This is a genomic window from Curtobacterium sp. 8I-2, from assembly GCF_902506155.1.
Classification (GTDB): Bacteria; Actinomycetota; Actinomycetes; order Actinomycetales; family Microbacteriaceae; genus Curtobacterium; species Curtobacterium poinsettiae.
Genome location: NZ_LR732827.1, coordinates 2,118,507 through 2,138,208, shown reverse-complemented (window position 1 = coordinate 2,138,208; position 19,702 = coordinate 2,118,507). Strand labels below are relative to the sequence as shown.

The window sequence follows — 19,702 nt, the reverse complement described above, 5'->3', positions numbered from 1 at the left end:
CGCCGGCGTGCAGTGATCGTCACGAGCGCCGGACGGGAGGCCCGTGGCGGCGTCGCCACGGGCCTCCCGTCCGGCGGTTCCTGCGTTCTCGTGCTGGCGAGACGCCGGCGTCTCCGTCCGACGCCGCCACGTGCGTTCCGCGCCTCCGAATTCGACGGCGTCTCGCGGAATCGGCGGCGTGCCCGCGGGACGCCGGCGTCTTCGGGCAGTGCGTCTCAGCGCGGTCAGCGGACGTACGAGCCGGAGGCGAGGTCGTCGACCAGCGACGGCCGTGACGGCCGCCAGCCGTGGGCCGACCGGGCGTGCGCGCCGGACGCCTCCTGGTGCAGCAGCAGCGCGTCGGCGAAGTCCTGCCCGAGCCGTTCGCGGCTCGCGTCGACGCTCTCGGCGATGACCGGTGCACCGTGGGCCCCGGCCTCGGCGAGCTCGCGCACGGTCGGGTTGTCCCCGGTCGCCGCGACGATGTACCCGTCGAGTTCGCCGCGGTGCAGCGCGAAGACGTAGAGCTCGCCGAGGTCGTCCACGTGCACCGTCGTCCACCGCTGGGAGCCGTCCCCGACCAGCCGCACCGGCTGCTCGCCGTCGCCGACGAACATCGCCGGGATGCCCGCGCCGCGTCCGTACACGATGCCGGGCGCGACGATGGTGCTCCGGACGTCGCTCGCGCGCAGCAGGGCCTCGTTCGGACCGCGCCACGCGGTCAGCGCCGGCGGGTCGATCGGCGACTGCTCCGAGATGTCCGTCGAGTCGCCGAAGGTGAAGATCCCGCCGGTGTGCACGAACGGCTTGGGGGTGCCGGCCAGTGCAGCGATCGCGGTGCGGATGAAGTCCGGGTCGACGTCCGGGGCCGATGCCGTGTGGACCACGCCGTCGCTCTCGTGCAGCAGCCGTTCGACGACCTCGGTGTCGGTGACGTCACCGACCAGGGCTCGGCCACCGGCGTCACGGACGTGCTGGGCCTTCTCGTCGGACCGGACGAGTGCGGTGACCTCGTCGCCGTGGGCGACCAGGGAGCGGAGGACGGAGGAGCCGATGTAGCCGGACGCACCGGTGAGGAAGACGTGCATGCGGCCAGCCAACCACGGCGGCCGGGCGGCGTGGTCCGCGGCGGTCATCGTCCTCGCCGTCTTCTTCGTCGTCGTCGTTACGAGCTCAGGGTCCAGGCGCGCCGCTTCACGAGCACGTGGCCGCGCGACGTCGTGAGACGGCTCCACGGACCGGTCTCGAACAGGCGCACCGGGTCGTGCCCGAGGAAGCCGAGGCTCTCGCCGGCGAACCCCGCACCAGCCGGCAGGTGCTCGACGCCGGGGACCGGTCTGCCCCAGACCTCGGCACGGATCCGCCGGACGATGGCCTCGCCCGAGTTGGACGGCACGGCGTCCGCGACCTCGGCGATGCCGTCACGGGTGGCCCGGCGGAGGAGTTCGGGCGAGACGTCCGGCAGCGGGACCCAGCCACCGCGGGGCGGCGAGATGGCCGCCCACGTGACCGTGTGGACCTCGTGCGGCAGCTCGACCTCGATCGGGGTGGCCCGCGTCGGGTCCGCGCCCTCGGCGTGCTCGGCGTCCTGCGTCTCTGCCAGCAGGCGGAGACGCTCGAGCAGCGACTGCAGCGGCACCACGGTGTCGATCGAGGCGGGCTCGGTGAGCGAGAACGTGCGGAGACCGAGCACCGTCGGCAGTTCGTCGAGCAACCCGAGCGGGTAGAGGATCGCCGTGTAGACGGCCAGGACGCCCGAGTCGGCGATGAGCCGGACCGAGCCGTCCTCGATCCGAGCGGCACGTCCGAGGTACGTGCGGAGGTCACCGAGTGAGGCGGCGTCGGGAAGCGTGAACGAGTTGCCCATGTCGTCCACGATCCTACCGGCCGTCGACGTCGCACCGCCTGGGCGTGGTGACCCTGCATCGAGGCCGGGCAGCCGTTCGTAGACTGCACAGCGTGAACGGCGAACCCGACTTCCTGCGGACCCTGCGACTCGAGGACACCGGCGCGAGCACGGGCGAGACGATCCTGACCGGTGCCAGCCACTGGTCCCCCGGCGGACGGGTGTTCGGCGGGCAGGTCCTGGCCCAGTGCATCGTCGCCGCGCAGACCACGATCGACGGTCGCGACGTCCACTCGATGCACGGGTACTTCCTGCGGCCGGGCGACGTCGACGTGCCGATCACCTTCGCCGTCGAGCGCATCCACGACGGTCGTTCGTTCGCGACCCGCCGCGTGCAGGCGTACCAGCGCGGCGTCCCGATCTTCTCGATGATCGCGTCGTTCCAGGTGCCGGACACCGGTCTCGAACACCAGGACCCGTACCCGGTGGACACCCCGGACCCGGAGTCCCTGCCGTCGGCCGCGTCGATCCTGTCCGCCATCGACCACCCCGTCGCACGGGCGTGGGCCGCACGGTCCATCGACCTGCGGCACGTCGAGGGTCCGGTGTTCGTCGACGTGCAGGGCGAGCACGTGCCGCACCAGGCGGTCTGGTTCCGGGTGCAGGGCGACCTGCCCGAGGACCCGGCGCTGCACCGTGCGGTGCTCGGCTACGCCAGCGACATGTCCATCCTCGAGCCGATCATGCGGCGGCACGGCGTCGCCTGGGGCACCCCCGGTGTGAAGAGCGCCAGCCTCGACCACGCGATGTGGTGGCACCGCGACGGTCGCGCGGACGAGTGGATCCTGTACACGCAGGAGTCCCCGAGCGCGCAGGGCGGACGGGGACTCGCGTTGGGGCGGATGTTCTCCCGCGACGGTCAGCTGCTGGCCACCGTCGCCCAGGAGGGCATGATGCGGGTGCCTACGGGCGGCTGAACTGCACCGGGTCTTCGAGGTAGCGCTCGCACGCGGCACGCTCGGGGTCGGTCAGCCGACGCGGACGGTTCGTCGCCGCGTCGACCATCACGAGTGCGGTCGTGGCCCGGGTGTACAGGACCGCGGGGGCCCGTCCCACGGGCGACCAGACCTCGTACGAGACGTCGATGCTCGCACCGCCCACCCGCCCGATCCACATCTGGATGTCGAGCGGCTGACGGAGGTACGGGATCGATGCCAGGTACTCGAGGCGTTGCCCGGCGATGATCGTCATGGTGCCCGAACCGGGCCGACCGTCGATGATCGGCTCGGGCAGGGCGCCGTCGGGGTCCTCACCGGGGTCGGCACCCCAGAACCCCACGATGCGCGCCTCTTCGAGGAGGCGCAGCATCGCGGAGTTGTTGACGTGGCCGTAGGCATCGATGTCGCTCCACCGCATGCGGATGGGAGCGTGCAGTCTCGCCACGCGGGTCAGTCGCGGGTGAGCTTGCGGTACGTCGCGCGCCCAGGCTTCGCGGCATCGGCGCCGAGGCGCTCGATCTTGTTCTCCTCGTACGCCTCGAAGTTGCCTTCGAACCAGTACCAGTTCGGCGTGCCGTCCTCGTTCAGGCCTTCCCACGCCAGGATGTGCGTGGCGATGCGGTCGAGGAACCACCGGTCGTGCGTGATGACCACGGCGCAACCGGGGTACTCGAGCAGGGCGTTCTCGAGGCTGCCGAGCGTCTCGACGTCCAGGTCGTTGGTCGGTTCGTCGAGCAGAAGCAGGTTGCCGCCCTGCTTGAGCGTCAGCGCGAGGTTCAGACGGTTGCGCTCACCACCGGACAGGATGCCGGCGCGCTTCTGCTGGTCCGGCCCCTTGAAGCCGAACTGCGACACGTAGGCGCGGGACGGGATCTCGGTCTTGCCGACCTGGATGTAGTCGAGTCCGTCGGACACGACCTCCCACAGGTTCTTGTTCGGGTCGATGCCGCCACGGCTCTGGTCGACGTACGAGATGTCGACCGTGTCGCCGATCTTCAGCGTGCCGCCGTCGAGCGGTTCGAGGCCGACGATCGTCTTGAAGAGCGTGGTCTTGCCGACACCGTTCGGGCCGATGACGCCGACGATGCCGTTGCGGGGCAGCGTGAACGAAAGGTCGCCGATGATGACGCGTTCACCGAACTGCTTGCGCAGGTGCTCGGCGTCGATGACCTGCGAGCCCAGACGCGGGCCGACCGGAATCACGATCTCCTCGAAGTCGAGCTTGCGGGTGCGCTCGGCCTCGGTGACCATCTCTTCGTAGCGAGCGAGACGGGCCTTGGACTTCGCCTGGCGGCCCTTGGTGTTGCTCCGGACCCAGTCGAGTTCCGAGGACAGGCGCTTCGCGAGCTTGGCGTCCTTCTTGCCCTGGACCTCGAGGCGGGCGCGCTTCTTCTCGAGGTAGGTCGAGTAGTTGCCCTCGTACGGGTACAGGCGACCGCGGTCGACCTCGGCGATCCACTCGGCGACGTGGTCGAGGAAGTACCGGTCGTGGGTCACGGCGAGGACGGCACCGTGGTACTGCTGCAGGTGCTGCTCGAGCCAGAGCACGCTCTCGGCGTCGAGGTGGTTGGTGGGCTCGTCGAGCAGGAGCAGGTCGGGCTTCTGGAGCAGGAGCTTGCAGAGCGCGACGCGGCGCTTCTCACCACCGGACAGGTGCGTGACGAGCTCGTCCCCCGGGGGGCACTGCAGCGCGGCCATCGCCTGGTCGAGCTGGGAGTCGAGGTCCCACGCGTCGGCGGCGTCGATGTCTTCCTGGAGCGTGCCCATCTCGGCCAGGAGCGCGTCGAAGTCGGCGTCCGGCTCGGCCATGAGCGCCGAGATCTCGTTGAAGCGCGCGAGCTTGCCGTGGATCTCGCCCACGCCTTCCTGCACGTTCTCGAGCACGGTCTTCGTCTCGTCGAGCTCCGGCTCCTGCATGAGGATGCCGACCGTGAAGCCGGGCGTGAGCTTCGCTTCACCGTTGGACGGCTGGTCGAGACCCGCCATGATCTTCAGGATCGTCGACTTGCCAGCACCGTTCGGTCCGACGACGCCGATCTTGGCACCGGGGAGGAACGACATCGTGACGTCGTCGAGGATCAGCTTGTCGCCGACCGCCTTGCGGGCGCGGACCATCTGGTAGATGTACTCAGCCATATCGGCCCCAAGTGTAGTGACACCGTCGGAGCAGTGCTCGCCCGACGCCGGATCGCCGCTTCCCGCACCTGTACGAACCGGCCTGTTGTTCGCGTCACGGACGACGTAGCTTTGCCTCACCCAGCAACCTGGGGCCCGTCGCCCACCACGACGAGGACCAGGATCAGGACCACGGACAGGACGAGGACCATGACCACGCACACGACAACGACCCCGTCGCGGCTCCGCCGCCTCGCGCTCCCCTTCGTCGGAGCGATCGCACTCACCGTCGGACTCATCGCACCGGTGTCGCCGGCATCCGCCGTGGCCCTGCCGAAGGGCGCCCCGTACCTGCTGTACACCGCGAGCATCAGCGCGAACGGCTCGGGGACCGGCTACTCGTCGTACATCAACGTGCACGACGCCCACAACAACGCCTACGCCTTCGGGATCCAGTCGGACAAGGGCTCCACCGTGAGCAAGGGCAAGCCGCGGTACATCTGGGAGCGCGTACAGAACGGCAAGTTCACGTACGGCTACCTCGGCCCGGCGACGAACAAGCTCACCCCGATCGGCATGCGCTGGTACAAGAACGACGTCGCGACGATGATCGTGAACCACAAGACCGTCGCCAACCTGAAGCTCAACCTGGACGGACGGCTGTTCTTCAACGCCGAGGCCAACGCCCGTCTGAACGGTGACGTCGTGCACTCGACGGTGCAGAACACCCGCATCACGGTCGGCGACCGCAAGTCGAACACCGGGCTGAACGGCAAGTGGAACACGGGCTTCTCGTTCCACGGCCTGAAGGCCACGCAGACCAACAGCCCGCGGGTGCAGGGTGCGAGCTTCAAGATCGACGGCCGTGTGACCGGGCTGCCCCGCGGTGGCAACTGGGACACCGACCAGGTCTCCGGCATCGGGATGATCGCCCAGAAGTGGTGACCGACGCGAGGCGGTGAACCGCACGCGGAACAAGCGGCCTGACCCGGCGCACCGACTCCGATCGGCTGCCGGGTCAGGCCGCTTCGTCGTGGTCGGTGCGGTCGGCGTGGTCGGCGTGGTCGTCGAGGGGTGGCGCAGGGTCCCAGGGCGCGGCGTCCTGCTCGAGGACGTGTTCGGACGGCCCCGCTGGCTCGGTGCCGTCCCCGAGGGTCGGTGCGCCGTGCAGCGCATCGGCGTCGTCGTCCGACCCCGGGTCGGTCGACGGTGCGTGTTCGTGGGGCTCTGCGGTGTGCTCCCCGCGGTCGGGTCCGTCCGCGGCGCCGTGACCCACAGCGGGGTCACGGACCTCGCCGGTGCGGGGGTCCACCCCACGCAGCCCACCGTGACCCGATGCGGCGTCGCCGACCTGCCGCGGAACCCGCAGCCAGTTGCTGATCCCCCACGCCAGGTCGTGGCCGATGCCGTCGGCGTCGATCTCGACCGAGGTCCCGCCACGACCGTCGCGTTCCCACGTGCGGATGCGAACCCGGCCGGCGACGACGATCCGGTCGCCCTTCTTCAGGGACTTGAACACGTTCGACGCGAGCGACCGGAACGCGGTGACGGTGTACCAGTTGGTCGCACCGTTGACCCAGGCCGAGGTGGCCCGGTCCCAACGACGCGAGGGTGACGCGAGCCGGAGACTCGTGATGGCGATGCCGGTCTCGGTGACGAGGTGCCGGGGCTCGGTGGCGACGATTCCGCAGACGGTGATGATGTCGTTCATGGGTCGATCGTCACGGAGCCCGGGGCTGCCTCAGCAGCCCCGGGCTGGATCTGTGGCGTGTGGACCCGATCAGGCGACCTGTGGAGGACGAGTCCCCCGGGCCTCCTGTCCGGACCCGCTCAGTGCGCTCGGAACTCGGGCCGGGCGGCCAACGGTCCGAGCGCGGCGTGGACCGCGCCCTTCGCGGACTCGAGGGACGGGTAGGGCCCGCCCGCCCGTCGGCGTCCGTAGAGCTCGACCTCGAAGCCGTCCGCCGCGCGGTGGATGCTTCCCACTGCTCCGGCCGGACCGATGGCGACCCAGGTTCCCGTGTTGTCCGTCATGTTCGAACCACCTCCTCGTGGCCCTGCCGCCCCGGGGTCAGGACGCCAGGATGTACTGACTGTAGGCCTTCCGGACCTTGTTCACCTTGGGCAGCGCGACCGCGAGGCAGTAACCCTGCCCGGGGTTCTTCGCGAAGAAGTCCTGGTGGTACTCCTCTGCCGTGAAGAACGTCGAGAGCGGCTCGATGGTGGTGACGACCCCGCCGTCCCAGATGTCCGACGCCCGCTCGATCGCGCGCTCGAACAGCTCGCGCTGCGCGTCGTCGGCCGGGAACATCGCCGAGCGGTACTGCGTGCCGACGTCGGCGCCCTGCCGGTTCAGCTGACGGGGGTCGTGCAGCGTGAAGAAGACGTCGAGGATCACCTCGGCTGGGATCACCGACTCGTCGAACGTCACCGCGACCGCCTCGGCGTGCCCCGTCGTCCCGGTGCACACCAGTTCGTAGGACGGGTCGTCGACCTGTCCGCCGATGTAGCCCGACACCACGTCCTGCACACCCTGGAGCGTGCGGTACACGGCGTCGAGACACCAGAAACATCCACCTGCGAGCACGAACGTGGTCATGACGACACCCTCTCTCCGGGCCACGCGTGCGGCCCACTCGTTCCTCCACAACAGTGTGCGCGGAGACCCTGTTCCCCAGATCGGACGGCACCCCTCGGCGTGTCGGTGGTCCCCCGTAGCGTCGGCACCACACCGACCAGGAGGCCAGCGATGCAGACCATCACCGAACCCGCACTGCGGATCCGCACCGTCCCGCTGGCCCGCGCCCGGGGCGACTACCGCATCCTCGACGTCCGCGACGACCTGAGCCGCGTGACCCGGGCCAACGGTGAGATCGTCGGCTACGTCGACCGCATCGACGTCGCCGGCGACACCGCCTACCGTGCGCGCCGGTACGTCGCGACCGAGCGCCGGTTCGTCGAGCTGCCGAGCGTCTGGTCCGCCGACGACGCCGTGGACACCCTGCGCTGGTCATGATGTTCCACATTGGAATCATCTGCGCTGGGATGCGCGGAACGCCGTCCGACCTCCCCGACGCCTGATCGTCCCGTGGGTATGGTGCGCACATGGACTGGTGGAACGACCTGACCGACTGGACTTCGTCCGACACGGGGTGGCGGGTGCTCTCGGGCGCTGTGATCCCCTTCGTCGCGATCGTCATGGCTGGTGTCATCGCGGCGCTCATCGGGCGCAGCGCGACCAAGCGGGTCGTGGCGCTGCAGGAGCGGGAATCGAAGAACGCCGCCGTGGCCGCGATCCTGACGGCTGCGCGCAAGGCTGCCGCGTGGGGATCGCTCGGACACGACGAGCGCGCCTACGCCGACCACCTGGCCGAGGACGCCGACATCCGGCTGCGCCTGCTCGCCGTGCAGGGTGCGCCGCTGGCCGCCAACTGGGCCCAGCACGAGATCGCCGACATCAAGAAGAACTCGTCGACGTTCAGCTTCCAGGCGGACCAGTCCCTCGCCGAGTTCCGTGACCGCCTGCTCGACTGGCAGGCACGTCCGAGCCGTGCGCGCAAGCTCTTCAAGGCCGACCTCGAGCGCTGGAAGTTCGAGTCTCCGGACCCCGACGCCGACCTGATCAAGCGCCAGCAGGACTGGAACGCCGACCAGGGCGAGGCCCCGCGCACCCAGGCGCAGGGCCCGGCCCCGGTTGCTCCGGTCGAGCGCGCCACCCCGACGACGACCTCGCTGCGTCCGGCGCAGCGCCCCGCATCAGCGCCTTCGGTCCCGGCAGCCACCGCACCCGCTGCTGGTTCGCCCGCTGCCGGTGCGGCTGCGCCCGGAACCGCAGCCGCCGGATCCACCGGTGGGACGACCCCCTCGTTCTCGGTGAACCGCGGTGCCGGCACGAACCAGAACCGCGGGAGCACCGACCCGAACGCCACACGCTCCTTCGGCGAGAACACCACCCGTGTCTACGGCGACGACGAGGCTGCGCCGCCGGTGCGCCCGGCGCTCGGCACCCCGACCTCACCCGCACGCTCCACCCCGGTTCGCAGCACGGACGACACCGAGGCCGTGGACGACGCCAGCGCGACCCGTGCCTTCGGCGGCGCGAGCGCCACCCGCGCGTTCGGCGACACCGACCGCGCACCGCGGAACGACCGCCCGTCCTCTGCCGACCGCGCCGTCGCGACGCCCACGGCAGCCGAGGCGCACGTCAACCGCACACCGGCGAACGACGTCCCGCCGGCGTCGGCTCCCCGGGTCGAGACCCCCGGAACGACGAGCACCACGTCCGTCCCGACGCGTCTGGGCCAGGCCCCCGCCGAACCGGCCGACGCGAACGAGACATCGGAAGCGCCGTACACGCAGCCGATCAGCGCCGCCGAACTCCGGCGCCGCGCCGCTGACGACGACGAGTAACAGCCGCCACGACGCCACAGCGACGAGAACAGGGCCGCCATCCGCACAGGATGGCGGCCCTGTTCGTCTTCGGTGCCCCCGGCAGGAATCGAACCCGCGGCACGGTGGGTAGAAACCACCTGCTCTATCCACTGAGCTACGGAGGCAAGCAGCGTCGATTGTAGCGCCGTGACCAGATCCGGCGGTTGCCCAACGGTCGGCCGCCGTCTGCTCTCCGTTCCCCTCCGGGACACCCGCGCTTCGTAGCGTCCGGAGCATGCGCACCACCGGTTCCGTCCTCGCCGTCGTGCCCGCGCGTGCCGGGTCGAAGGGGATCCCCGGCAAGAACCTCCGCACCGTCGCGGGTCGTTCGCTGGTCCGTCGTGCGGTCGATTCGGCTCGGCTGGCCGCGAGCATCGACGAGGTGGTCGTCACGACCGACGGCGACGCGATCGCCGCTGAGGCGGTCGCCTCCGGTGCCGCCGTGGTCCGCCGTCCGGCCGAGCTCGCCGGTGACGAGGCATCGTCCGAGTCCGCGCTGCTGCACGTCCTCGACGCGATCAGCACGCCACTGCCCGAGGTCCTCGTCTTCCTGCAGGCGACCTCGCCGTTCATCGACCCGGCCGACCTCGACGCCGCCGTCGCGCGCGTGGTCGACGGGCACGCCGACGCGGTGTTCGCGGCCGCACCGTCGCACGCGTTCCTGTGGCGGACCGCGCCGGACGGCACCACGGTCGCGGTCAACCACGACGCTGCGACCAGACCGCGCCGCCAGGACCGTGAGCCGGAGTACCGCGAGACCGGCGCGTTCTACGTGATGCGGACGTCGGGGTTCCTCGAGCACCGGCACCGGTTCCACGGCCGCGTCGAGCTGGCAGTCGTCGACGGTGCCCGCGCGATCGACATCGACGACGAAGCCGACCTGGCCCTCGCAGAAGCCCTCGCCGAAGCCCTCGCCGAACCACTCGCCGAAGTGCCCACAGCCACCACGACCCGAGACCCATCCCCGACGCGGGCCACCCCCGCACCGAACGGAGCACCATGACCGTCACCATCGGTACGTCCACGATCGGCGCGGGCCACCCCGCGTACCTCATCGGCGAGATCGGCCTCAACCACAACGGCGACGTCGACATCGCGAAGCAGCTCATCGACGTCGCTGCCGACGCCGGCCTGCAGGCCGTCAAGTTCCAGAAGCGCACCCCCGCGATCTCCACGCCGGAGCACATGAAGAACACCCCGCGCAGCACCCCGTGGGGCGACATGACCTACCTGGAGTACCGCTACCGCGTCGAGTTCGACCGCGACCAGTACATCGAGATCGGTGACCACGCGACCCTCCGCGGTCTCGACTGGTTCGCGTCGCCGTGGGACGAGCCGTCGGTGGACTTCCTCGAGGACCTCAACGTCGTCGCCTACAAGATCGCGTCGGCGTCGGTGACGGACCTCGGCATGCTCGCCGCGGTCGCCGCGACCGGCAAGCCCGTCATCCTGTCGACCGGCATGTCCACGCTCGAGCAGATCGACGCCGCCGTCGAGACCCTCGGCACCGACCGCCTCGTCCTCATGCACGCGACGTCGACCTACCCGCTGCCCGCCGAGGAGGCGAACCTCCGCATGATCGACACGCTCGCCCACCGGTACGCGGGCGTCCCCGTCGGCTACTCCGGCCACGAGCCCGGCCTGCAGATCTCGATCGCCGCGGTCGCCCTCGGCGCCACGGCCGTCGAACGGCACATCACGCTGGACCGCACGATGTGGGGCTCCGACCACGCCGCGTCCCTCGAGCCGCACGGCCTGAAGACGCTCGCCCGTGACATCCGCATCATCGAGACCGCCCTCGGCGACGGCGTCAAGCGCATCTTCCCCGGCGAGCAGGCACCGCTCGCGAAGCTGCGTCGTGTCGGCGCGTGAGCGCATGCAGTCGCCATCCGGGCACCGGCGAGCAGGCACCGCTCGCGAAGCTGCGTCGCGTCGGCGCGTGAGCGCATGCAGTCCCCATCCAGGCGCCGGCGAGCAGGCACCGCTCGCGAAGCTGCGTCGCGTCGGCGCGTGAGCGGAGCGCACGTGAGCACCGCGCACGTGACCGGCCCGGTCGACGGGACCCGCGCCCTGGACGTGCCGGCTGACGGCGGTGGGTCGACCGGCGGACGGGAGGCGCGCCTCCCGTCCGACGCGTCACCACGCGTCCGACGCGTGGTCGGCCTGGTCGACACCGACTCGTTCGCGAAGTGGGGCGCCCACCTGCTGGCGACCGCGCCCGCCGACTGGGACCTGGAGCTGCGCACCGTGGCGACCCCGCGGTCGGCCAGTCCGAAGCAGCTGCGTTCGGCGTTCCGCGGGTTGGACCGACGACTCGCCCACCTGCACCGCGAACCGCCCGTACCGAAGGACGTCGACGCCGCCGTCGAGGAGCTCCGACAGGACCCGCCGGACGCCGTCCTGGTGTCCTTGATCGGGCCCGTGGCCGAACTCGTGATCGACGAGGTGCACCGGCGGATCCCGGACCGGCCGGTGCTGGTGTCGGGGCTGCCGGGGATCTCGTTCCCCGCGAAGTGGAAGGGCATCTTCTTCCGCGCCCGGGCCGACCTGTTCGTGCTGCACAGCCACCGCGAGGTGCGCGCGTACGAGGAACTGGCGCGCGAGGGCGGGGTCGAGCCGCACTTCGCACTCGCCACACTGCCGTTCGCCCGGGGTGCCGGCGCGACCGGCGGTACCGGCGCGACGGGCGCGACGGGCGCGCCCGTCCGCGACTCCGTCGTCTTCGCGGCGCAGCCGAGTGTGCCGCTCGAGCGGGCCGACCGAGCCCTCGTCGTGCGCTGGCTCGTCGACACGGCCCGCGCGCACCCGGAGTGGCGCGTCGTCATCAAGACCCGCGCCGCGGCCGGCGAGCACCAGACGCACCGCGAGGAGCACCCGTACCCGGACCTGGTGCCGGCGGACGCCCCGGCCAACCTGGTGGTGGAGAGCGGCCCGATGGCCGACCACCTCGACCGCGCGGTGGCACTCGTGACGATCAGTTCGACGGCCGTCCTCGAGGCTGCGGCCCGGGGTGTCCCCGCGCTCACGCTCACCGACTTCGGGATCGGGCGGCACCTGATCAACGAGGTGTTCGTGGGGAGTGGCCTCGAGGGGGACGCCGTCGACCTGGTCGACGGCCGGTTCGGGGCCGTCCGGCCGGAGTGGATGCGGGACAACTACTTCCACCCGGCCGCCGAGGACGACTGGCAGCGCCGACTGGTGGACCTCATGGCCCGACGGGACGCCGGGAGGCTGGTGGACCGGGCACCGGCTCGGCGGAGCCGTGGTGGGGCGCTGCGACGTGCGTGGGAGCGGAAGAACGCCCTCGGTGGGGCCGATCGAAGCCCGCTCGGGCTGGTCGCGCTGGGCATCGGGGCGCCGATCCGGAGTGCGAAGCGCCTGGCGCGGCGCATGCGGGCACTGATCGATCCGCCGGAGCCCGTCGTGGTGTCGGCGCCGACGTCGCAGCGCGCAGGAGGGCGCGTCGCTGCGCCCGCGTCGGGGGCCGCCGCTGGGACGGCCGCGGCAGCGGCTCGGTCAGAGCGCCTTGGCCACCGCGAGCAGGAGCTGGTCCCGGGTCGGGACGCCGGGTGAACGGAAGACCTCGGTGCCGTCGTCCTGCCGCACGATGATCGTGGGCGTGGACCGGACACCGAGGTCTTCCGCGTCGTCGGGGTGCGCCGCCACGTCGTGTTCGGTCACGGTGAGCCCGGGGACGAGCGCCGAGGCCTCGGCCGACACCCGGCGGGCGGCGGAGCACGGCGCACAGAAGGCGGACGTCCAGAGATCGAGCTGCATGTGGTCCTGCAACGCGGCGGGTGGGGGTTCTACTCCCGGTCGAACTCACCGCTGCGGTCGCCGCGGTCCTGCAGGTCGTCCACGGGGTCGGACTCGCTCGGCTCGTAGGTGAACTCGACCGAGATCTGGTCGAGCACCTGGCGGGACTTGGTGGCGCGGTAGGTGAAGGCCGTCTGCAGGCCCTCGACGTCGGCGAACACCGTGACCTCGTTGTCCAGCGCGTCGCTCGTGGCGGTGCGGGTGTCGGTCGTGCCGTCGAAGGGGCCGCCGTGGAAGATCGCGGTGTACTCGTCGCCTTCGTGGATGGTGATGTCGCTCATGCGTCCCTTCTACCAGGCGGCGGCTGGGGCAGTCTGTTCAGCCCGTGCTTGCGCGGCGGGCCTCGCCGGTTGCGCGGCGGCCCTCGCACGTTGCACGGCGGTCTTCGCCGGTTGCGCCCCGGTCGCCGCCGTTGCGGAATGCATAGCATCGCTATATAGTTCCGCTATGGAAACACCGCGCGAGCAGACGATCGAGACCCTCCTCGTCTCCGTCAACCGCCTGATCCGCCGCGCCGTCCAGTCGACGGGCAACACGTCCTCCACCGCCGTCTGGCGCACACTCGGCATCCTCGAGACCGACGAGCCCCTGCGACTCGGCGAGCTGGCCACCGCGTCGCGCGTGGCGCAGCCCACGATGACCCGGCTCGTCGCCGGCATGCTCGCCGACGGTCTGGTCAGCCGCAGCGTCGACCCCGACGACTCCCGCGGGCAGCTCGTCGAACTCACCGACGCCGGCCGCGACCGGCTCGCGGCCTGGCGATCCACCCTCACCAGCACGGTCGGCCCGTTGTTCGCCGACCTGACCGACGACGACTGGGACGTCCTGCACCACGCGGCGGACCTGATCGCCCAGCGCACCCGGACAACCCCCAACGGAACGGAGATCCCCGCGTGAACGCCCACGCACCCGCCGGCCGGTCCGGCTCCATCCTCAAGCAGTCGTCCGCGGTCTGGGCGATCGCCTTCGCCTGCGTCGTCGCGTTCATGGGCATCGGCCTCGTCGACCCGATCCTCCCCGCGATCGCCGCGTCCCTGAAGGCGACCCCGGCGCAGACCGAGCTGCTCTTCACGAGCTACCTCGCCGTCACCGGTGTCGCGATGTTCTTCACGAGCTGGGTCTCGAGCCGCATCGGCGCGAAGCGCACCCTGCTCATCGGACTCGCCCTGATCGTGGTCTTCTCGGTCCTCGCCGCGACGTCGAACAGCGTGTGGAGCATCATCGACTTCCGCGCCGGGTGGGGCCTCGGCAACGCGCTCTTCATCTCCACCGCGCTCGCGACCATCGTCGGGGCAGCGTCGGGCGGCACCGCCTCGGCGATCATCCTGTACGAGGCAGCGCTCGGCCTCGGCATCGCCGTCGGCCCTCTCGTCGGCGGTCTGCTCGGCTCGGTGAGCTGGCGCGGCCCGTTCTTCGGCGTGACCACCTTGATGGCCGTCGCGTTCATCGCCATCGTCGCCCTGCTCAAGACCGGCAGTCTCGAGAAGCCCACACCCACCAAGCTCTCCGCACCGTTCCGCGCTCTCGGTCGTCCCGCGCTCGCCGCACTCGCCGCGACCGCGCTGTTCTACAACATCGGCTTCTTCGTCCTGCTGGCGTACACGCCGTTCCCGCTCGGCTTCGGCGCGCTCGGCATCGGGTTCACGTTCTTCGGCTGGGGTGTCGGTCTCGCCATCACGTCGGTGTGGGTCGCCCCGATGCTCACCGCCCGGCTCCGCAGGACGACCGTGCTGAAGATCGCGCTGCCCCTGCTCGCACTCGACCTGTTCGCCGCCGCGCTCGTCGTCCGGTCGCAGGTGGGCCTGATCGTCTGCGTCGTCATCGGCGGCCTCGTGCTCGGTGTCCTGAACACCGTGCTGACCGAGTGCGTCATGGAGGCCACCGACCTCCCCCGCTCGGTCGCCTCGAGCGCCTACTCCGCCGTCCGCTTCATCGGCGGCGCCATCGCCCCGCCCGTCGCGACCCTGCTCGCCGACGCGTACTCCCCCTCGGCGGCGTACGTCTTCGCGGGTGCGTCCGTCGCGGTCGCCTTCGTCGTGATCCTCTGCACCAGCGGGGTCCTGCGCCGCGTCGACGACGGTGCCGAGCCCGAGCGCGTCGAGGCCGAGGCAATCACCGCCGGCGAGATGGTCTAGGGGCGGGGCGGGTCCACCGCCACGCGGACGCTCCCCGCTCGCCCCGATTCTCCCGCCTGCCCCGCTTCTCCCGCGAACGGGCGAAATGCCCGAGTGTCCCCCGTGGGCACTCCGGCATTTCGCCCGTTCGTGCATCTGCGCGCCCGCTCGCCCGTGCACTCACTCCCCTCTCCCCCTGAGCGGGCGAAATGCCCGGGTTCGCCCGCAGGGCGACTCGGGCATTTCGCCCACTCGCGGAGGACTCGAGCGGCCGGCGGGAACGCCGCGGCAGGCGGGGTGGAACGAACCGCCTGGAGGCGCGACGCAGCCCGCCGGGGTCGCCACGGGCCTCCAGGCGGTCGCCGGCAGTGCTGTCGGCTCGCGTCGCCGCCGAGCGGGCGGAACATCCGGGTGCGTCCGCCCAGCGGGCCCGGCATTTCGCCCGCTCGGCTGGACGTGAGCACGCGAGCGGGCGAAGGCGTGACGGAGCAACCGGAGCGCCGCCGCCGTCGGCGAGCGGGCGAAATGCCGTGCCCGCCGGCGGAGCGGCCGCGGCATTTCGCCCGCTCGTGGTGGGGACGCAAGTCCGAGCGGGAGCGCCGCGGCAGGCGGGGTGGAACGAGCTGACTGGAGGCGCGGGGCGGCCTGCCGGGGTCGTGAGGGCCCTCCAGCCGGTCGCGTGTACCGCCTGCGCTTCGTGTCCCGGACGAGCGGGCGAAATACCCGGGTGCGTTCGGAGGGCGACCCGGGCATTTCGCCCGTTCGCGGATCGGACCCACGGAACGGGCCGACGGGATGACGGGCACGGGCACGGGCACGCACGCCCCCCCCCCCCGCCCGCGGCCCGTACGGGAGGCACGCAGTGCGGGAATAGGATCGAGGACATGGCAACCGCGAATGACCGCCTCGTCTGGATCGACTGCGAGATGACCGGCCTCGACCTCGAGGTCGACGAACTCGTCGAGGTGGCCGTGGTCATCACCGACTTCGACCTCGAGCCCGTGCACCCCGGGTTCGACATCGTCATCAAGCCGGACCAGTCGGCGCTCGACAACATGAACGAGTTCGTGACGAACATGCACGTCACCTCGGGCCTCATCGAGGAGATCCCGAACGGCGTGAGCCTGGCGGACGCCGAGTACCAGGTGCTCGAGTACATCCTCGAGCACGTCCCCGCCGAGGGCTCCGCGCCCCTGGCCGGCAACACGATCGGCACCGACCGGGCGTTCCTGTCGAAGTACATGCCGCGCGTCGACGGACACCTGCACTACCGCAGCGTCGACGTGTCCAGCATCAAGGAACTCTGCCGCCGCTGGTTCCCGCGCGTGTACTTCAACGCGCCGGAGAAGCACGGTGGGCACCGTGCCCTCGCGGACATCCTCGAGTCGATCCGCGAGCTCGAGTACTACCGCCGCGCCGGCTTCGTCGCCGAGCCCGGCCCGAGCACCGACGACGTGCGCGCCGTGCAGGCCGACGTCGTGGCGAAGTGGGAGTCGCGGCTGGCGCAGCCCACGGCCGAGTAGCGACACGGGTGGTCCGCACCCCGTCCCGCATGTACTACTATTGAGTGGTCGCGCCGGTCCGCCGGTTCGAACATGGTGGATATAGCTCAGTTGGTAGAGCGCCTGGTTGTGGTCTAGGAGGTCGCGGGTTCGAGACCCGTTATTCACCCCAGTACTGAAGAACAGACGAAGGCCCCGGTCCGTTGGACCGGGGCCTTCGTCGTTTCGCGAACATGTTCTGGTCTTGTGTAAAATATGTACTTCTGTATATTGTAGATCAGTGCAAACCCGATCCTTTCGACCAGACATCCAGGGCCTCCGTGGGATCGCCGTCGCCGTGGTCGTCCTCGACCATGCGTTCCGTTGGCCGAGCGGTGGGTTCCTCGGCGTCGACGTCTTCTTCGTGATCTCCGGGTTCGTCATCACCGCAGGGCTGCTGCGTGAACACGGGCGGACCGGACGGATCCGCCTCCGGGCCTTCGCCGCCCGCCGCGTGCGCAGGCTCGCGCCGGCATCCCTCCTCGTGATCCTCGTGACCACGGCTGCGGCCTGGGTCCTCCTGCCGACGAGCAGGTTCGCTTCGGTCGCCGCCGATGCCGTCGCCTCCGTGCTCGCCGTGCAGAACTGGCGGTTGGCAGCAGCGGGCACCGACTACTTCGCGGCGACGGCAGCCGCCTCACCGTTCCAGCACTTCTGGTCCCTCGCGGTCGAGGAACAGTTCTACCTGGTGCTCCCGGTCCTCCTGCTGCTCCTGCTCGGGCGTCGCGCACGCCGAGACGATCGAACCGTCGGGCGCTCGGCACGTGCAACCGTCGTGATCGGCGGCCTCACGGTGTGCTCTCTCGCGTGGGCCTTCGTCGCTGCTGCGGTCGACCCTGCCTCCGCGTACTTCTCGACGGCGACGCGTGCATGGGAGCTCGGCGTGGGTGTCCTCGCCGCGATCGCTGTGCACCGTGCCCGGTCGGTCCGCCCGTGGGTCGCGGAGTGCATGGTCGTCATCGGACTCGGCGCGATCGCCGCGTCCGTCCTGCTCGGGCCGGAGAGCTTCGGCATGCCGGCACCGCTCGCACTCGTCCCGACGCTCGGTACCGCGCTCATCCTGGTCGCCGGAGCCGGAACCGGAACCGGAACCGGAGCCGGAGCCGGAACCGGAGCCGGCGCCAGCTCCCGCTCCAGCTCTGGTCCCGCACCCACCCGCACGGCCTGGGCAGCGGCACCGCTGCGCTGGCGTCCCCTCGTCGGACTCGGGACGGTGAGCTACTCGCTCTACCTCTGGCACTGGCCGTTCATCGTCCTGCTGCCCCTCTTCACATCGCTCCCCGTCGGCATCGCGGTCGTCCTCGCACTGCTGACGTCGATCGCGAGCTACGCAACGGTGGAGACCGCCTTCCGGCACCGCGGCCTCCGCGCCACGCTGCAGGAACACCGTCTGCGGCTGCAGGTCGGCGCGCTGGCCGCGCTGACCGTGCTCACCCTCGTCACCGTCTCGGGAACCGCCGAGCGGCTCCGGCCGCTCCCACCGGTTCCCGCTGCAGCGCCCGCCGCCGGGGACGACACCGACCTCGCCGCCGACGACTCGTTCCCGGCGCTGCAAGCCCGCGCCGACGCCATCGCAGCAGGGCTGGGCGCGCGATCGTGGCCGGACGACCTGACGCCGAGTGCCGAGGCGATCAGCGCCCCTGGCTACGCAGACTCCCTGACGAAGACCTCGAGTTGGGCGCCCACCCTCGGGTGCTCGGTGATCGGTGCCGATTGGCGCGCGGACTCGTGCACGTGGGGCGCCGCTCCGGGGACGTCCGTGATGCTCACTGGCGACTCCACCGGTGCGTTCTCGGCGCCGGGGTGGAGAGCGCTCGCAGAAGACCCCGACGCCGATGTGCAGGTCCGGAACGGCGCACAGATCGGCTGCCCCTTCTCCACGACGGCGCTCACCTCGGACGTCGACACCTGCGCCGCCCACAACGCGGAGGTGCTCGCCGAGCTCGAACGGACGACCCCGGACGTCCTGGTCGTGACGAACCGGTTCTGGGACAAGGAAGACCCGAGCCTCGAAGGGATCACGCGAGAGTCCTACGAATCCGGCGTCAAGGGGATCATCGAGGCTGCCCGACCGCACGTCGGCCGCGTCGTCGTCGTACCCGCCACCCCGCCGGGGTACGCGCCGACCGGCTGTGTCGCCGGCACCCGGGGGCCACAGGACTGCCGAGAAGGCGATGCGACAGCCCGCGCCCAGATGCGTTCCCTGACCACCCTGCTCGACGACGTCGACGAGACCACGGTGCTCGACACGACCCCCCTCTGGTGCTCGTTCGGTACCTGCCCGCTGCTCATCGGGAACGTCCTCACCCGCTTCGATCCGGTCCACGTCACACCGGAGGCTTCACAGGCATCGGCGCCGGCGCTGCTCGACCTGCTCCGGAAGGAGGACATCCTGCCGGGTGTGCGACCATCGACCCCGTGATGGAGATGTCCGCCGAGGCCTTCGAGCAACTCGTGACCGACGAACTCGACCTGCTCCCCGACGAGATGGTCGACGGGCTCGACAACGTGGTGTTCGTCGTCGAGGACGAACCGGAGAACGGCGAAGAGCTCTTCGGTGTCTACGACGGCATCGCAGCCACCGAGCGCGGGCAGTACGGCTTCGGCGAGCTGCCCGACCGCATCGTGGTGTTCCGGAAGCAGCACCTGGCCGAGTGCGACACCGTCGAGGAGCTCAAGGACGAGGTGCACACCACCCTCGTGCACGAGATCGGGCACTTCTACGGCATCGACGACGAGCGGCTGCACGAGCTCGGCTGGGCGTAGCGGCCAGCGACGCGCCCGCGCACCGCACCCGCACCGCACCCGCACCCGCGCCTCAGAACCGCGTCGGCCCCACCTCGTGGTACTTCTCCCACGCCC

The 19,702-nt window shown here is 70.9% G+C and carries 21 protein-coding genes and 2 tRNA genes; 13 read left to right on the top strand and 10 right to left on the bottom strand.

The genetic code is table 11. The features are described 5' to 3' along the window. Window positions 1–224: 224 nt before the first annotated feature. Together BOSE127_RS13885 and BOSE127_RS13880 are read right to left on the bottom strand one after the other, a co-directional pair. Window positions 225–1,067 carry an NAD(P)H-binding protein gene (locus BOSE127_RS13885; RefSeq protein WP_140449353.1) on the bottom strand — a complete coding sequence of 281 codons (843 nt, stop codon included), beginning with the start codon at window positions 1,065–1,067 and terminating at the stop codon, window positions 225–227. A gap of 77 nt (window positions 1,068–1,144) precedes the next feature. Beyond that, entirely contained in the window at window positions 1,145–1,846 is a 702-nt protein-coding gene (locus tag BOSE127_RS13880) for a hypothetical protein (RefSeq protein WP_031259242.1), read from the bottom strand. Window positions 1,847–1,938: 92 nt separating this feature from the next. Between BOSE127_RS13880 and BOSE127_RS13875 the strand changes: the two genes are divergently transcribed. Then, window positions 1,939–2,802, top strand: coding sequence for an acyl-CoA thioesterase (locus tag BOSE127_RS13875; RefSeq protein WP_042538556.1), 864 nt, complete (start codon window positions 1,939–1,941; stop codon window positions 2,800–2,802). Here the strand turns inward: BOSE127_RS13875 and BOSE127_RS13870 are convergent. Together BOSE127_RS13870 and ettA are read right to left on the bottom strand one after the other, a co-directional pair. Further along, a complete protein-coding gene (locus BOSE127_RS13870) occupies window positions 2,789–3,241 on the bottom strand; it encodes an acyl-CoA thioesterase (RefSeq protein WP_071252247.1) in 453 nt (150 codons plus the stop codon). The two genes, BOSE127_RS13875 and BOSE127_RS13870, sit on opposite strands and share 14 nt — an antisense overlap. A gap of 32 nt (window positions 3,242–3,273) precedes the next feature. Beyond that, complete coding sequence (gene ettA, locus BOSE127_RS13865; protein ID WP_017886042.1) at window positions 3,274–4,959, bottom strand: energy-dependent translational throttle protein EttA; 1,686 nt, start codon at window positions 4,957–4,959, stop codon at window positions 3,274–3,276. A gap of 189 nt (window positions 4,960–5,148) precedes the next feature. Between ettA and BOSE127_RS13860 the strand changes: the two genes are divergently transcribed. Beyond that, the gene (locus BOSE127_RS13860) at window positions 5,149–5,883 is read left to right on the top strand and encodes a hypothetical protein (protein ID WP_017886043.1); all 735 of its coding nucleotides are present in this window, start codon (window positions 5,149–5,151) and stop codon (window positions 5,881–5,883) included. 73 nt (window positions 5,884–5,956) lie between these two features. Here the strand turns inward: BOSE127_RS13860 and BOSE127_RS13855 are convergent, their stop codons facing one another. The 3 genes from BOSE127_RS13855 to msrA form a co-directional block, all read right to left on the bottom strand. Then, window positions 5,957–6,649 (bottom strand): single-stranded DNA-binding protein, encoded by a 693-nt coding sequence (locus tag BOSE127_RS13855; RefSeq protein WP_052481732.1) that lies wholly within the window; start codon window positions 6,647–6,649, stop codon window positions 5,957–5,959. 119 nt (window positions 6,650–6,768) lie between these two features. Beyond that, window positions 6,769–6,972, bottom strand: a complete 204-nt coding sequence (locus tag BOSE127_RS13850) for a hypothetical protein (RefSeq protein ID WP_017886045.1) — start codon at window positions 6,970–6,972, stop codon at window positions 6,769–6,771. A gap of 37 nt (window positions 6,973–7,009) precedes the next feature. Next, a complete protein-coding gene (msrA, locus tag BOSE127_RS13845; protein ID WP_042538560.1) occupies window positions 7,010–7,537 on the bottom strand; it encodes a peptide-methionine (S)-S-oxide reductase MsrA in 528 nt (175 codons plus the stop codon). Window positions 7,538–7,687: 150 nt separating this feature from the next. Here msrA and BOSE127_RS13840 point away from each other — a divergent pair, with 150 nt between their 5' ends. Then, complete coding sequence (locus BOSE127_RS13840) at window positions 7,688–7,954, top strand: hypothetical protein (RefSeq protein WP_017886047.1); 267 nt, start codon at window positions 7,688–7,690, stop codon at window positions 7,952–7,954. 89 nt (window positions 7,955–8,043) lie between these two features. After that, window positions 8,044–9,348 (top strand): hypothetical protein, encoded by a 1,305-nt coding sequence (locus BOSE127_RS13835; RefSeq protein ID WP_159557667.1) that lies wholly within the window; start codon window positions 8,044–8,046, stop codon window positions 9,346–9,348. Window positions 9,349–9,421: 73 nt separating this feature from the next. Here BOSE127_RS13835 and BOSE127_RS13830 read toward each other — a convergent pair. Continuing rightward, window positions 9,422–9,494 (bottom strand) — tRNA-Arg (locus BOSE127_RS13830). 110 nt (window positions 9,495–9,604) lie between these two features. Between BOSE127_RS13830 and BOSE127_RS13825 the strand changes: the two genes are divergently transcribed. From BOSE127_RS13825 to BOSE127_RS13815, 3 genes are all read left to right on the top strand, one after another. Further along, window positions 9,605–10,372 (top strand): acylneuraminate cytidylyltransferase family protein, encoded by a 768-nt coding sequence (locus tag BOSE127_RS13825; RefSeq protein ID WP_159557665.1) that lies wholly within the window; start codon window positions 9,605–9,607, stop codon window positions 10,370–10,372. Beyond that, window positions 10,369–11,241 carry an N-acetylneuraminate synthase family protein gene (locus BOSE127_RS13820; protein WP_017886049.1) on the top strand — a complete coding sequence of 291 codons (873 nt, stop codon included), beginning with the start codon at window positions 10,369–10,371 and terminating at the stop codon, window positions 11,239–11,241. Before BOSE127_RS13825 ends, BOSE127_RS13820 begins: the two co-directional genes overlap by 4 nt. Window positions 11,242–11,379: 138 nt before the next feature. After that, window positions 11,380–12,942, top strand: coding sequence for a DUF6716 putative glycosyltransferase (locus BOSE127_RS13815; RefSeq protein ID WP_159557663.1), 1,563 nt, complete (start codon window positions 11,380–11,382; stop codon window positions 12,940–12,942). Here the strand turns inward: BOSE127_RS13815 and BOSE127_RS13810 are convergent. Further along, window positions 12,886–13,146 carry a thioredoxin family protein gene (locus BOSE127_RS13810; protein ID WP_159557661.1) on the bottom strand — a complete coding sequence of 87 codons (261 nt, stop codon included), beginning with the start codon at window positions 13,144–13,146 and terminating at the stop codon, window positions 12,886–12,888. The genes BOSE127_RS13815 and BOSE127_RS13810 overlap by 57 nt on opposite strands. 29 nt (window positions 13,147–13,175) lie before the next feature. After that, window positions 13,176–13,466 carry a hypothetical protein gene (locus BOSE127_RS13805; RefSeq protein ID WP_042538564.1) on the bottom strand — a complete coding sequence of 97 codons (291 nt, stop codon included), beginning with the start codon at window positions 13,464–13,466 and terminating at the stop codon, window positions 13,176–13,178. Window positions 13,467–13,632: 166 nt separating this feature from the next. Here BOSE127_RS13805 and BOSE127_RS13800 point away from each other — a divergent pair, with 166 nt between their 5' ends. The 6 genes from BOSE127_RS13800 to BOSE127_RS13775 all read left to right on the top strand — a co-directional run bounded on the left by BOSE127_RS13800 (window position 13,633) and on the right by BOSE127_RS13775 (window position 19,606). Beyond that, window positions 13,633–14,082 (top strand): MarR family winged helix-turn-helix transcriptional regulator, encoded by a 450-nt coding sequence (locus BOSE127_RS13800; RefSeq protein WP_159557659.1) that lies wholly within the window; start codon window positions 13,633–13,635, stop codon window positions 14,080–14,082. Then, window positions 14,079–15,320 (top strand): MFS transporter, encoded by a 1,242-nt coding sequence (locus tag BOSE127_RS13795; RefSeq protein ID WP_159557657.1) that lies wholly within the window; start codon window positions 14,079–14,081, stop codon window positions 15,318–15,320. The genes BOSE127_RS13800 and BOSE127_RS13795 overlap by 4 nt, the downstream gene beginning before the upstream one ends. A gap of 863 nt (window positions 15,321–16,183) precedes the next feature. Next, a complete protein-coding gene (orn, locus tag BOSE127_RS13790; protein WP_017886054.1) occupies window positions 16,184–16,822 on the top strand; it encodes an oligoribonuclease in 639 nt (212 codons plus the stop codon). Between the two features lie 75 nt (window positions 16,823–16,897). Then, window positions 16,898–16,973: transfer RNA gene (locus BOSE127_RS13785), tRNA-His, on the top strand. Window positions 16,974–17,081: 108 nt separating this feature from the next. Then, window positions 17,082–19,262 (top strand): acyltransferase family protein, encoded by a 2,181-nt coding sequence (locus BOSE127_RS13780; protein WP_159557653.1) that lies wholly within the window; start codon window positions 17,082–17,084, stop codon window positions 19,260–19,262. Further along, complete coding sequence (locus BOSE127_RS13775; protein WP_017886056.1) at window positions 19,262–19,606, top strand: metallopeptidase family protein; 345 nt, start codon at window positions 19,262–19,264, stop codon at window positions 19,604–19,606. The genes BOSE127_RS13780 and BOSE127_RS13775 overlap by 1 nt, the downstream gene beginning before the upstream one ends. The last annotated feature ends 96 nt before the right edge of the window (window positions 19,607–19,702 follow it).

Coding starts and splice junctions, on each gene's coding strand:
- BOSE127_RS13805 (WP_042538564.1), bottom strand. CDS start 13,466: ATGAGCGACATCACCATCCACGAAGGCGACGAGTACACCGCGATCTTC.
- BOSE127_RS13825 (WP_159557665.1), top strand. CDS start 9,605: ATGCGCACCACCGGTTCCGTCCTCGCCGTCGTGCCCGCGCGTGCCGGG.
- BOSE127_RS13880 (WP_031259242.1), bottom strand. CDS start 1,846: ATGGGCAACTCGTTCACGCTTCCCGACGCCGCCTCACTCGGTGACCTC.
- BOSE127_RS13775 (WP_017886056.1), top strand. CDS start 19,262: ATGGAGATGTCCGCCGAGGCCTTCGAGCAACTCGTGACCGACGAACTC.
- msrA (WP_042538560.1), bottom strand. CDS start 7,537: ATGACCACGTTCGTGCTCGCAGGTGGATGTTTCTGGTGTCTCGACGCC.
- ettA (WP_017886042.1), bottom strand. CDS start 4,959: ATGGCTGAGTACATCTACCAGATGGTCCGCGCCCGCAAGGCGGTCGGC.
- BOSE127_RS13885 (WP_140449353.1), bottom strand. CDS start 1,067: ATGCACGTCTTCCTCACCGGTGCGTCCGGCTACATCGGCTCCTCCGTC.
- BOSE127_RS13835 (WP_159557667.1), top strand. CDS start 8,044: ATGGACTGGTGGAACGACCTGACCGACTGGACTTCGTCCGACACGGGG.
- BOSE127_RS13840 (WP_017886047.1), top strand. CDS start 7,688: ATGCAGACCATCACCGAACCCGCACTGCGGATCCGCACCGTCCCGCTG.
- BOSE127_RS13855 (WP_052481732.1), bottom strand. CDS start 6,649: ATGAACGACATCATCACCGTCTGCGGAATCGTCGCCACCGAGCCCCGG.
- orn (WP_017886054.1), top strand. CDS start 16,184: ATGGCAACCGCGAATGACCGCCTCGTCTGGATCGACTGCGAGATGACC.
- BOSE127_RS13850 (WP_017886045.1), bottom strand. CDS start 6,972: ATGACGGACAACACGGGAACCTGGGTCGCCATCGGTCCGGCCGGAGCA.
- BOSE127_RS13820 (WP_017886049.1), top strand. CDS start 10,369: ATGACCGTCACCATCGGTACGTCCACGATCGGCGCGGGCCACCCCGCG.
- BOSE127_RS13860 (WP_017886043.1), top strand. CDS start 5,149: ATGACCACGCACACGACAACGACCCCGTCGCGGCTCCGCCGCCTCGCG.
- BOSE127_RS13810 (WP_159557661.1), bottom strand. CDS start 13,146: ATGCAGCTCGATCTCTGGACGTCCGCCTTCTGTGCGCCGTGCTCCGCC.
- BOSE127_RS13800 (WP_159557659.1), top strand. CDS start 13,633: ATGGAAACACCGCGCGAGCAGACGATCGAGACCCTCCTCGTCTCCGTC.
- BOSE127_RS13870 (WP_071252247.1), bottom strand. CDS start 3,241: ATGCGGTGGAGCGACATCGATGCCTACGGCCACGTCAACAACTCCGCG.